Source organism: Lelliottia amnigena, from assembly GCF_019047465.1.
Classification (GTDB): Bacteria; Pseudomonadota; Gammaproteobacteria; order Enterobacterales; family Enterobacteriaceae; genus Enterobacter; species Enterobacter amnigenus.
Window position 1 is genome coordinate 68840 of record NZ_CP077236.1, and the last position, 13294, is coordinate 82133.

Genomic DNA, 13294 nt, shown 5'->3' on the forward strand with positions numbered 1-13294 from the left:
ACGGTAGCTCTGACAGGCAAACGCTGTCGGGGAAATGACCGGAACACCGCGTTCCGGTCAACCAAAACGGCTCAGCCAGGCTTTTTCGAACGCATTGCCGCCTGATGTCCGGCAAGCGTACCAAAAATAATGATATCTGCCACCGCGTTACCGCCAATTCGATTCCCGCCGTGAATACCACCGACCACTTCACCCGCTGCATATGCACCAGGAATGACGTTATCGGCGCTATCCAGAACACAGGTTTGCGGATTGACAGTCACGCCGCCCATGGTGTGATGCACACCGGGGGCGATGCGGATCGCGTGGAATGGCCCTTCGTTGATCGGCGCACGCAGCGCAGTGGTGCGACCGAAATCATCATCGTGCTGCTTTTCAACAAACCCGTTATAGCGTTCAAGCGTCGCCAGGAACGCGTGGTGATCCATACCCAACGCCTCCGCCAGCGCTTTCGGCGAGCTGGCGCTGGTCACCAGGCCTTTGGCGATGTATTCATCGGCAGCTTTGTTTTTTGCCCGAACGTGCTCATCAAAAACGATGTACGCGTATTTCTCAGGCAGCGCGATAATGTGAGCCGACACTTTGTCGCGGGTCTCCATCTCGTTGAAGAAACGGTTCCCCTGCTGACTCACGAGAATCGCGCCACCGCCGCGAATGGATTCAGAAATCAAATATGAGGTGTTCTGCTCAACGGTTGGGTGAATTTGAATTTCACCCATATCCACGGTCCCGGCGCCAATACGTTCCAGCAATGCAATCCCGCCGCCCGTCGCGCCTTTGTGGTTCGTGGTCACAAAACCGTCCAGATCCGGGCGATATCTCACCACCATCTGGCTGTTGGCGCTAAACCCGCCGGTCGCTACGATCACGCTTTTGGTGGTGACGGTGACGGTTTCTTTCTCTTCCGTGGTCAGGCGCACGCCCGTCACTTCCCCGTTTTCGACAATGATATCGCTCACAGAAGTGTCCAGCATCACGTCGATATGCCGTTTATTGACGTTGCGCACCAGACCGCTTACCAGATAACCGCCCACCGCAGAACCATCTTTTGGACGGTGCGTACGATCGATGCTCATCCCGCCGGTCGTGGTGATGTCATTGAGCATAATGCCGCGCGTTGCCAGCCATTCGATAGCCTCTGGCGCGTTTTCCACAAAGCAGCGCAGCAGTTCCGGGTTGTTCCTGTTCTGCCCACCTTTCAGGGATTCCTGATAAAACAGTTCTTTGCTGTCCTGAATCCCTTTGACCTGCTGGAAGCGGGTTTCCGCGGCATTCATCCCCGCAGACGCTTTAATGGTGTTCCCGCCAATGCTCGGCATTTTCTCGACAATCAGCACGCTCGCCCCGTCGTCATAAGCCTGAATCGCCGCCGCCAGCCCTGCACCACCGCTGCCCACCACCACAACATCAACACATTTCGCTGCGTTAGGATCAACGCCCTCTTCTGCCGCCAGAGCTTTGGAGGATTTCACCATCGCTTTCGAGACGGCTTTTTTCACCGCTTCGCTCTGGCTGGTCGCGCCTGTAATGGCGTCAACATGAGGGGTATTTGCGTCGAGAATACGGCTGCGGATCTCCTCAAAACTGGTCACAAACTCTACGTCGTGGTCGGGACCGGATGCCAGCGCAATGTCACTGATACGATCGGTTTCGAGGCTGACGCTGACCACCAGCTCGCTGGCGTCATCCTGGACCGTTTCGATAAACGTGCCGGGCTTGAATTTTGACTCGCCCATGCTCATGTCGCGGATCATCGCTTCCACCAGCGAGAAACGCCACAGCGGCTCCGGAATGTGCAGCGCTTCTCGCCTGGTGCTGTCCATAAACAGTTCAAGCGTTTCACCCTGACCAATGCGATCGGTCCAGTCCGGATAGGCGATCGTCGCGCGTCCCACCGCGATCAGGTCGTAGCCGTGATCAATTGCCTCGTTCACATCAGCGGCATTGACCACGCCGCCTACGCCCATGACAGGGATTTGCGCGAGCGTGTCTGAACGCATGGCGCAATATTTTTCGATAAGTGGCGTCGGATCCTGGGTATCGACAATCGACGGGCGCAGCGTCGCGCCGACTGAAAAGTGCAGATAATCCACCCCACGCGCCGCCAGTTTTTCCAGCAGGTACATCGTGTCGTCGAAGCGGATGCCCGGCACTTCCATCTCTTCCGGAGAGAAGCGGTAGCCAATGATGAAGGCGTCATCCGCGTACTGGCGCACCATTTTGTGGGTGATGTCCAGTACCGCCAGCGGGAATTTGGCGCGGTTGTCGCGACTGCCGCCCCACTCATCATCGCGCTGGTTGGAGTTCGGGGAGTAGAACTGCTGGATTAAATACGTGTTTGCGCCATGAATTTCAACGCCATCAAAGCCCGCCTGAATAGCGCGACGAACGGCGTCACCAAACTTGCCGACCATCGCACAGACGTCTTCACCGCTCAATGCGACTGGCGTGGCGGCCCCCTCACGCGGCGCGGCAACGGCGCTGGGCCCCACAGGCGTGCGCCCGCCAATCAGCTTCGGGTCAACCATACGGCCGCCATGATAGATCTGCAGCAACGCTCTGGAACCTTTCGACTTAATCGCATCGGCAATTTTTGCCAGACCGGCGATTTTCTCGTCATTATCAATGCCGATTGCGCCGGGGAAAGCCAGCCCTAAATCATCCACAAAGCAGCATTCAACGATGATGGTCCCGATGCTACCTGAACGCGCGCGATAGTATTCAACCAGCTCGCTGGTGACCGTCCCGTCGTAATACCCCGTGCAGGTGGTCATTGGGGCCATTAACAAACGGTTTTTTAACTCGGTGCCATTCGGTAATGTGAACGGGCTTAGAATGCGTTCGTTAGTGCTCATAATAGAAACTCCAAACTTTAAAAATGAAATTCAAGAATTCTTTATCGGTCCGGTTATGGTTAATTTTTTTGCCGATGTCATGATATTAATATAACGCTATTTTTAGTTACTAAAGTTATTACGTTAGTTAATAAACTATTTAATCCCTTCGATAACATAAATAATACATTGGTGTTAGTGAGTTTAATGTTGATTGTTTACATTCAAATTAAAGCAGTTAACTCTTCCGTTACTTAACGCGAAAGTCACAAACAAATAAAAAGCCATAAAATTCAATAAGATAGTCAAACTGATCGTTTTTTAAATACATATATTAAGAAAAATAACCTTAATTTGAACGCTATATCCACATAACTCAATGGGGTTATTAATTAATGCCTAAAAATACAACCACAACTCCCGTTTCATGATCCCGATCAATAGAATCCACCTTTAAAAGCGCAATATATAAATATCACTCTTTTTTAATTCACCGCATTCCATTTTGCGTTGGATTGTTATTTTAGAAATAAGAAAACCGGGCCTTAAATAACTAAAGAAAGCAAAAAAACTTAAAAAAGACCTCGTGCTTATTTCTGACAAACCGTATTCCTGACAACTTAAGACGCAAACTATGAATGATAAAACTGCTGTAACGCCCCTGGCGGCGAGCAAACCAAAGGATGGCCAGGCACGCCGTCTTTTCATGATGGCGCTGCCCATTATTGTGGCCATTCTGCTGTTATTTGTACCGGTGCCCGATGGGCTTCCGCCTTATGCCTGGCACTACTTCGCCATTTTTGTAGGGGTGATCGTCGGTTTGATTTTCGAACCGCTGCCGGGCGCAGTGATTGGCCTGACCGGCGTCATCGCCATCGGTCTGTGCAGTCAGTGGGTGCTGTTCAGCCCGGAACAGCTGGCCGAACCGTCGTTTAAGCTGGCAGGAGCCTCGTTTAAATGGGCGGTCAGCGGCTTTGGTAACTCTACCGTCTGGCTGATTTTCGGTGCCTTTATGTTCGCGGCAGGGTATGACAAAACGCGCTTTGGCCGCCGTCTGGCACTGATCCTGGTGAAATATCTGGGTCGCCGCAGCCTGACGCTTGGGTACGCCATCACCTTCGCGGACCTGCTTCTGGCACCCTTTACGCCGTCCAACACCGCGCGAAGCGGTGGCACGATCTACCCGATTATCGCCAACCTGCCGCCGCTGTACGGCTCAAAACCTAACGATCCCAGCGCTCGTAAAATCGGCTCCTATCTGATGTGGGTCGCGATTACGGCGGCGTGTATTACCAGCTCAATGTTCCTGTCTGCGCTTGCACCCAACCTGCTGGCACTGGCGCTGGTAAAAAGCATTGTGGGTATTGATATCTCCTGGGGCACCTGGTTTATCGCCTTCCTGCCGGTGGGCGTGCTGCTGATTCTGGTGATGCCGCTGCTGGCGTACTGGTTCTATCCGCCGGAAGTGAAAGTGAACGATGAAGTACCGCTTTGGGCAAGCCGTGAACTGGAGAAACTGGGCAAACTGTCGCGCAATGAAATCCTGCTGCTGGTCTTTGTGTGCTGCGCATTGATGATGTGGATTTTCGCGACCGCGTGGATCGAACCCGCCATGGCAGCGCTGTTAATCGTAGGCCTGATGCTGTGGACGGGCGTGCTGGAGTGGAACGATATCACTGGCAACAAAGCCGCGTGGAACACTTTCGTGTGGTTTGCCACCCTGGTTGCGCTGGCCGACGGTTTGTCCTCCACCGGATTTATTAGCTGGCTGGGTAAAGAGGGCGGCATGCTGATGAGCGGCATCTCTCCAGGCACCGCAACCATCGTGCTGCTGCTGGCGTTCTATCTGCTGCACTACCTGTTTGCGAGCACCACCGCGCATACCACTGCGCTGTTACCGGCCATGCTCACCATCGCCGCCACAATTCCGGGCATCAATATGGAGGTGTTCGTCCTGCTGATGGTCACATCGCTTGGCATTATGGGGATTATTACCCCCTACGGCACCGGCCCAAGCCCGATTTATTACGGTAGCGGCTACCTGCCAACCAAAGATTACTGGCGTCTCGGCACCCTCTTCGGCGCGATTTTCCTGGCCGCACTGCTGCTGATTGGGTATCCGTGGATGTCCATGATGTTCTGATTCCTGACCGCCGGGCTCAACCTCCGGCGGTTTAATTTTTGTGGAGCAACACGTTATGTCGAACAAACCCTTTTATTATCAGAACCCTTTCCCGCTCGATCACGACGACACCGACTATTATCTGCTGACCAAAGATCATATCTCCGTGGCAGAATTTGCGGGCCAGGAAATTCTAAAAGTCGACCCCGAAGCCCTGACGCTGCTCGCGCAGCAGGCTTTCCACGACGCGGCCTTTATGCTGCGACCCTCGCACCAGAAACAGGTGGCGGCCATTCTTCGCGATCCCGACGCCAGCGAGAACGATAAATACGTCGCGCTTCAGTTCCTGCGTAATTCGGAAATCGCAGCAAAAGGCGTGTTACCGACCTGCCAGGACACGGGTACGGCCATCATCATGGGCAAAAAAGGCCAACGCGTGTGGACCGGCGGCGGTGACGACGCCGCGTTAAGTCAGGGCGTGTACAACACCTATATCGAAGACAATCTGCGATACTCGCAAAATGCTGCGCTGGATATGTACAAAGAGGTGAATACCGGGACCAACTTACCGGCGCAAATCGACCTGTATAGCGTCGATGGCGATGAGTATAAGTTCCTGTGTATGGCAAAAGGCGGCGGCTCCGCCAACAAAACCTATCTGTACCAGGAAACCAAAGCGCTCATTACCCCTGCGAAATTGAAAAATTATCTCGTGGAAAAAATGCGCTCACTGGGGACCGCAGCGTGCCCGCCGTATCACATCGCGTTTGTCATTGGCGGTACGTCAGCAGAAAGTACGCTGAAAACCGTCAAACTGGCGTCGACCCGTTACTACGATGGGTTGCCAACGGAGGGGAATGAGCACGGTCAGGCGTTCCGTGACGTTCAGCTCGAACAGGCACTATTACAAGAAGCGCAGAATCTCGGCTTAGGTGCGCAGTTCGGCGGTAAATACTTTGCCCATGATATTCGCGTGATTCGACTCCCGCGCCACGGAGCCTCCTGCCCTGTCGGCATGGGCGTCTCCTGCTCGGCTGACCGCAACATCAAAGCCAAAATCAACCGTGACGGGATCTGGATAGAAAAACTGGAGCACAATCCGGCGCAATACATTCCTGAATCGCTGCGTGAGCAAGGTGAAGGCGACGTTGTCAGCATCAATCTGAACAGTTCGATGGAGGAGATTCTGGCGCAGCTTTCTGCATATCCGGTTTCCACCCGACTGTCGCTGAACGGCACCATCATCGTGGCGCGCGACATGGCCCATGCGAAGCTCAAAGAGCTTCTCGATAACGGCGAAGAACTGCCGCAGTACGTAAAAGATCATCCGATTTATTACGCGGGCCCGGCGAAAACGCCTGAAGGTTATGCATCCGGTTCATTAGGCCCCACCACGGCAGGTCGTATGGACTCGTATGTGGATTTACTGCAATCGCACGGTGCCAGTATGGTGATGCTCGCAAAAGGCAACCGCAGCCAGCAGGTAACCGATGCTTGTAACACCCACGGCGGGTTCTATCTCGGCAGTATCGGCGGCCCAGCAGCGGTGCTGGCGCAAAACAGCATAAAAAATCTGGAATGTGTGGCGTACCCGGAACTGGGAATGGAAGCGATCTGGAAAATCGAAGTCGAGAACTTCCCGGCCTTTATTCTTGTCGATGATAAAGGCAACGACTTCTTCCAGCAGATTCAGAACAAGCAGTGTGCCGGATGCTCTCAGCGTTAACCTGGGATTAAGTTGAATACTGCGTATTAAGAGATGACATTTTTATTGATGTCATCTCCAATAAATTCGTTAAAAATTCAAAATGAAATGAGCAATATAAATTCAGATCCATAGATAAGGTCAGGACTGATAATGCCTACCGCTTTATTTTAGCGGTAGGCGTCTACTAGCGGCAAACAATATCAGCAACGAAGTTCGCGGGAACTGTCATCTGCCACCCTTTAGGTTTTATTTGAATGACAGAACTCTCCCCTGGGATTTTTTGAGCTTTGCAAAGCTCACGAGAAAAATATTCATTTACTGCAGTTCGTTTGACAAACTCTTTTCTTTCCAGGATCGAGCTTATATTCCATATATATACAAACAGCAAACACACACCGACAACCGTGGCAACCCGATGGCTTAATCTAGAAAAAGTGCACTGTGATAAGCACGCGACAAACAGCATTAACGCCAGTATGTTAGACCCAACAAAATAGCGATCAGGGAAGGTTCCTGTATAATCATTTAGAAAATCAGTTAATCCAACCCTTCCTACTACCGTTGCAGCTATATTAATCACCAACGTCATCAGCATTGCTAGCAGGAATTTCCTGGCATTCCTGTCTTCAGTTTTTAAGATAACAAACAAACAAAACGCAAAATAGACTATAGATAAAAAAATTGATACTAGATCGTTTAACTTCTCATACCACGGGAATACAAATGGATAAAGTAGCAAACGTGCTGTCACTAATTCAACTATATTATCGGGATTATAAGCGTGATTATCTACCCCACCTGAACCATTAAGTCTTGGCAAGATGATTAAAGCTAGCACAAACATTGATAATGCGAGAGGAAGCAAATCCTTGACCAGTTTAATTTTATCCGTGGAGACAGCAAACTTAGCAAGATAAAATAAACCGACAATTGGGAACACAACTGGATTGGTTGCTGCCGCGAGAAATATCAACAGATCGATAAATGTTTTATGGAACTTACTATCGATATATTCTCGGTATAAAATCAAGCAAAGCGCCATCATTGGCATATAAAAGCCAATCTGGAGTAAATGCCCTATCGTCTCATTTTGTGATAATCCTAAAGGCACATAAAGAATAAGTAAATACGCTAAAATAGCATAAGCTACGTTAGAGATTCTTAAAACAACAGCATAAGCCATTGTCGATATAACAGTATAAAAAAGATATGAAACAAGAGCGATCGATTGTGGAAGGAACAACAGTGGATTTCCACTCACTATATTACTTATTGTGGTGGATACAAAAAGGAAGAAAATGTTAAAAAACACAAAGTAGTCGTCTCTGGCATGAATGAATGCATTAACCCAGCCATGACTTAAAGCATTAGCGACCCAAACTCCATCTTCAGCATAGATAGAGGGATGCATGATGGGAACAGGATTTCTGATGGCTAACAAAATCATCCCAATGACAATAAGAACTAAATAGTTTTTTTTATTTAGCTCAATCATGCATTTCTCTCAACATTATAAAAACCGAGGCAAGCTTTAAATAGTACCATTAATACGGATAGGTTACCTTTAACGCTACTAATTTTAGTTGGCACTTCACCAACAGGATAACGACGAACAGTGGGTAACTCTACACAGCGGAAATTAAGTTTTGGTGCCCGGTAAGACAAATAAGCTAATAACTCATAGCTCATAAACACATTTCTGAAAGGTGCTATCTCTGGAGAAAGAAGCATTTTACTACTATATGCCCGGAATCCCTGTGTAGTATCCGTCCATTTAAAGCCAGAAAAAAGACTTAGGCAAGGAGCATGAATATATCTAATCGCAAAATCACGCGATTTTGGCGTGTTCTCCTGCACGCCGCCAGGCAAGAACCGTGATGCCTGCACAAAATCCACACCTTCCTCAAGTGCCTCTATAAAACGAGGGATGGCTTCTGGATCGTCTTTATCATTGCCATCAATTGTCACTATCCCTTTATAACCTTGCTCAAGAGCAAATGCATATGCACAACGTAATTGCGCACTCAGTTTCCCTGGCGCTGTCTTTAAAATAAGTCCACGGACTTCGAGTTCCTTCAAAAACTCTGTTTCCAGGGAGCCGTCCGTACTTCCACCATCCACAATAATAATATCGGCATAAGATGAAACATTGATCGCGGCCATTTTAGTCAATAAATGGCGAATACGATCTCCTTCGTTGATAACTGGAATTACTACACAGTAATTTTGTGATTTTCCCAACCATAATTGGCGTTCGTATGCTGGAACTTCCCATTTGGTCTGGAGAGTTTGAGGTATCATTTCAGTCATTTCGGTTTCAACTTATTTAACTTTAAGGGTAATCAATGCGACGCCACCTATTACCATCAAAATTCCGGCAATAGTTGACCAATACATAGGCTCTCGAAAAAGAATCACCGAGAGCAACGCAACGCAGGCAATCGCTCCTGAGGTAAGAATCGGATGCGCAACGTTCAGAGGAAGGAACGCTAAAGCAGCTGCGTATAACAGAAACGCCATCCCATAGAGAAAAATACCCAACCATAGTGGCCAATTGGAAAACATTGCCAGCGGTTCAGCAAGACTCGGTAATTTTCTTGGAGGCGTCATGGCCATTTTGATTAAAACACTCGCCGACGCATTCGATGCAATGCCTAATATTAAAATGAGCCATTTCATGCAACGACTCCTGCAGATTGACGATAATGGCGAATCGTGAAGGCCAGCGCCTCTTCGATGGTCGTCAAAGAGGGTTCTTGTTTTGTTTCAAGCATTTCAATGGTAGAGATCTTATGGGAAAGAGTGCTATGCAAAGCTCGGGATATCTCAGGATGATTGACCTCGCTTCGACCCAACGGGACGAGATCAGGTTCACTGAGATGTATATGCCCAATAATGTCAGCATCGCGCTCAAGAATTTCCCAGATATCTTCCTGGTTAATCGCAATTGCTCCGGTATCTAATTGCATTTTGATTGCCGGATGATCGACCATACGTACTGTAGAAGCGGCCTCAGCACTGTTGGTCATAAAATTAGCGCCGTAGCATGTCGGATTAGGCTCAAGGCAAAAGCTCACACCTTCTCGTTTTGCAATATCGCCCAAGCGGCGGAAGAAACTTATTGCGATGTCATTCGCTTTTTCATCACTCAAACCCTGGCGATCGCGGTTTCTTGGTGAACCAAAAACTAAAACAGGAATACCTAATCCCGCAGCGATGCGGCTGACTGCTTCTAGATGATCCAGCATTTTTTGTTGCACCGAGTGGTCTGCAAAGAGATTCAGTCCCTGAGTACCGAACAGTAATGATTGCATACCCACCAGGGAAATATCCCGCTGTTGCCAGAATTGACTTACTCTAGCAATCTCATCGGTATCAACGTGTAGCGGATCGGGAAAATATTTACCCGGAACGATGTCTATCGCATCAACTTGCCATGTACGCAAAAGTTTGGCGACAGCAATATCTTCGTCTTTATTCCAGGCCATGCCTGAAAGAGAAATTCTCATTGTACTTTATTGCCTTGTTCAGATTGTGCATAAGAACGGATCGCCATCAATGACTCTCGCTTGTTATACTGATAATCTTCGTTGCCAGTAAATAAAGAGCTATAGCAGCTTTTGACTTGATAATGACCTGGCATTTGCTGGACATGATTACTGAACTCAAATCCAAATCCAAGCTCGGCCACCTCTGCAACACTCAAAGGCGCTGCGGTCAAATGTACAAGAGACAATCGATTTTGCAGTGCAATATTGATATCGAACCATAGATTTATCATAGGATAAAATTGGAAAATCCCGCGGCTCTCGATTTGAGAAATATTATTATCATGCAAAAAATCATAAATAATATTTTTCTTTAAGCCAGGGCCAACTAACCCCGGTAAGCGCACGATTAATGCGTTGGGAAAATGTTCGGTGACAAATTTTTCTAAATAATAGCGATGCAAGCCATAAGCATGTAAGCCTTCGGTTTGAATTTCACTGTTTTCATCTACGTTAACCGGATTCTGAAACACATCCACGGTGCTGATCAGAATAAATTGATGACAAGAAACCGTTTTTAATTTTTCAATGAGGGCTTCTATTTTTTGTAAATCATCGACAGGATCTTTATTCGCCAGCCATTTTTGCGCTGGGGCGCCAGCACAAACGACCGTATCGAATGATTTGCCAACGATCTCATCAATATTCGTTGAACGATAAAGAGAGTCAAAATGGCGTTGTTTCAGCAGGGTAGAGCCTACAAAGCCGGAATATCCAATTAAAGCGTCCATTAGTCCCTCGCACTTGAAGCAGAAAAACCATCGCGACCTGTTTGTACAAGGTTCAGCTCTGGCGAAATAGATGTATTCGTTACGTTTACCCGATCTGCATTAACCATAACTTCACTTGTGCGTTCGTACACTACGGCATATTCCGCTTGAGCACTGCTTTCATCAAGTAAACGACCTAGATATTCACCAAAGAACGCCATCATCACAAATTGGATAATAAATAATGATGACATAAATAATATGGTGGTGGTCCAGCCCTCAACGACAAGCCCACTGAACAAGTGTAGCAACACGCTGTAACTGGCAAATAGAAAACCAGAAATGCTGCCAATGAAACCTAATACGGACATCCAACGTAACGGTCTAGAAGAATTAAAGACCACTAGGCGCATTAATCGGCGTAAAGACCTTACGATGCCACCCCCCTCAGCATCTTTAATTGGGGTGTACTGCAACACTCCCGCCGGGTATCCCGTCTTATGTATGCGAAGATAGAATTGATGATGGAAGCGACCGATCCTTGTTACCGCGTTGACTGCGCGACGGCTCAAGCACCGCAAATTAGTTGAATTGGAAGGAATTTCATAGTCGATGGCACGTAATACGATATTCATCAGTCGACGGATGGCGCGATATCGCAGTGAACGAACATGATTCGATACCCCCACAACAACATCAGTACCGTCGCGACACTGATTAACACTTTGCGGCACAACATCGGCTGGATCCGATAGCGGGTTCCATAACACAACAAAATCACCGATCGCATTTTCCAGACCAGCAGCAAGTGCTACATCATGAAAAACAGGGGTTGAAAGATGGATGATTCTCACGCAGGGGATGTTTTTAAGCACGCGATCTTCCGCTTCGGCATTCGTGCTATCTAAACCCGGCGCGATGACGACTAACTCGTAATCGCTGTAATGTTTTTCTAGCAGTGATGCCACATCATCTAAGGCCACGTAAATGTCATTCAAATGGGTCGGAATGACAATAACTACAGAAACAAATGATTCGCTTTTCATTACTCGCTCAACTCAATAACGCGCTCAATTTCTTGTAGCGCATCGTAAATATTGTCAATCTTTCCACCCATGACACAGTGTAGCCCTTTCAAACCATGGTTAGCGCGGAAAAGGATCGGACGTGAATCATCACTGTCACTACGCGGCAGGATAGTTTTCACTTCCCAGATTGAACGCTGGTACTGGCATTCACTCAAACCCGGAACATAGCGTTGCGCATCGCGAATCATATGGCCCCATGCAGACTGACGAAGATTATGGTCATATTTGAAATGCGCATCTTCATAGGGTTGGCTGGCGCTATCGTTCCATTGATAATGAGGTGTATATCGCACATGACTAAATGAGTGTAACTGCGCCGATGGGAAAGGCATCACTGAAAAGAAGGGGCCGCACATCAGTGTTAGTCCCATTTTTTTAAACTCATCAGGGACATCTACCAGACACATTTCAGTCATTTCATGACGCAAAGGGATCAATTCTATTTCTGAACCCTTTAATAAATAGTTTATGCGCGAGTAGGTACAGTTAAAAAGATGGTCAACATAGCTGCTTTCCTGCTGTCCTGAAATTGTTGTGCTGACCTCAAGACCCTCTCCGTATTTGCGCACATTTTCAACGACCGCATCAGTTATTATACTTACCCCAGCAGCGTCGAGCCGTTGAAGGATAATGTCACGCAACTTATGAGCATCGAAGGCGTACTCGCGGGTGGTAAAAACCGCGTCGATCATCGCGGGATTAACCAGTCGTTTTACTGAGGCAGGTGCATCTTCGCACTCAGCTCCAATACGCTGACAAAATCGACGGAATTGCTCACCTGTGACTTTACTTAGCGAACCCGCAACGAGGTAATATTTTGAAAATTCGTCATCTATACAGTCGCTGAATTCTTCAACAAAACGAGGGAAAGAGAGTCTAGAACGAAGCGCGGTGAGGATACTTCTTGGGTAATGATAGCCATTGTGCACTCGTGCCTGGTTGACATAAGAAGCGCGCGACATCAGCTGTGGACTTTTTTCATAAACGGTGACGTGGCAACCTTTTAAGGCCATTTGCTCCGCCAAATACAGACCAAAGAACCCTCCTCCTGCGATCGCTATGTTTTTACGCGCCATTTCCGTCTTCCCGAGAAATTTTTGTTCATCAAAAATCAACGTGGCAAATCCAACTTCATGATTTACCGAATTTATCTACTGTTTAATTGTTTTTTTTTGGAACTACAATGATACTTATTTTTTGACAGAATTAAAATAGTCTTAGCAGGGAATTGAAGCAGCGGTAAGTCGCTCGCAGGCAGAGTGATGACGGTGAATAGATATGATC

At 48.0% G+C, this 13294-nt stretch carries 10 protein-coding genes; 2 read left to right on the plus strand and 8 right to left on the minus strand.

The window, feature by feature from the left end; translation table 11 throughout:
- Positions 1-71: 71 nt before the first annotated feature.
- The gene (locus I6L74_RS00360) at positions 72-2855 is read right to left on the minus strand and encodes a flavocytochrome c (protein WP_059179600.1); all 2784 of its coding nucleotides are present in this window, start codon (positions 2853-2855) and stop codon (positions 72-74) included.
- 613 nt (positions 2856-3468) lie between these two features.
- Here I6L74_RS00360 and I6L74_RS00365 point away from each other — a divergent pair.
- The gene (locus tag I6L74_RS00365) at positions 3469-4977 is read left to right on the plus strand and encodes an anion permease (protein WP_072241900.1); all 1509 of its coding nucleotides are present in this window, start codon (positions 3469-3471) and stop codon (positions 4975-4977) included.
- A 55-nt stretch (positions 4978-5032) separates the two neighbouring features.
- Positions 5033-6682, plus strand: coding sequence for a class I fumarate hydratase FumA (fumA, locus tag I6L74_RS00370; protein ID WP_059179599.1), 1650 nt, complete (start codon positions 5033-5035; stop codon positions 6680-6682).
- Between the two features lie 166 nt (positions 6683-6848).
- On the opposite strand, the gene I6L74_RS00375 is transcribed toward fumA, so the two are convergent.
- From I6L74_RS00375 to I6L74_RS00405, 7 genes are read right to left on the minus strand one after another with little or no spacing between them, the layout of a single operon-like run.
- Positions 6849-8159 (minus strand): hypothetical protein, encoded by a 1311-nt coding sequence (locus I6L74_RS00375; RefSeq protein WP_059179598.1) that lies wholly within the window; start codon positions 8157-8159, stop codon positions 6849-6851.
- Positions 8156-8974, minus strand: a complete 819-nt coding sequence (locus tag I6L74_RS00380; RefSeq protein ID WP_059179597.1) for a glycosyltransferase family 2 protein — start codon at positions 8972-8974, stop codon at positions 8156-8158. Before I6L74_RS00380 ends, I6L74_RS00375 begins: the two co-directional genes overlap by 4 nt.
- A gap of 12 nt (positions 8975-8986) precedes the next feature.
- Positions 8987-9343, minus strand: coding sequence for an EamA family transporter (locus I6L74_RS00385; protein WP_059179596.1), 357 nt, complete (start codon positions 9341-9343; stop codon positions 8987-8989).
- The gene (locus tag I6L74_RS00390) at positions 9340-10173 is read right to left on the minus strand and encodes a sugar phosphate isomerase/epimerase family protein (protein WP_059179595.1); all 834 of its coding nucleotides are present in this window, start codon (positions 10171-10173) and stop codon (positions 9340-9342) included. Before I6L74_RS00390 ends, I6L74_RS00385 begins: the two co-directional genes overlap by 4 nt.
- A complete protein-coding gene (locus I6L74_RS00395) occupies positions 10170-10943 on the minus strand; it encodes an NAD-dependent epimerase/dehydratase family protein (RefSeq protein ID WP_059179594.1) in 774 nt (257 codons plus the stop codon). Before I6L74_RS00395 ends, I6L74_RS00390 begins: the two co-directional genes overlap by 4 nt.
- A complete protein-coding gene (locus I6L74_RS00400) occupies positions 10943-11968 on the minus strand; it encodes a hypothetical protein (protein WP_059179593.1) in 1026 nt (341 codons plus the stop codon). The genes I6L74_RS00395 and I6L74_RS00400 overlap by 1 nt, the downstream gene beginning before the upstream one ends.
- The gene (locus I6L74_RS00405) at positions 11968-13086 is read right to left on the minus strand and encodes an FAD-dependent oxidoreductase (RefSeq protein ID WP_059179592.1); all 1119 of its coding nucleotides are present in this window, start codon (positions 13084-13086) and stop codon (positions 11968-11970) included. The genes I6L74_RS00400 and I6L74_RS00405 overlap by 1 nt, the downstream gene beginning before the upstream one ends.
- Between the last annotated feature and the right edge of the window lie 208 nt (positions 13087-13294).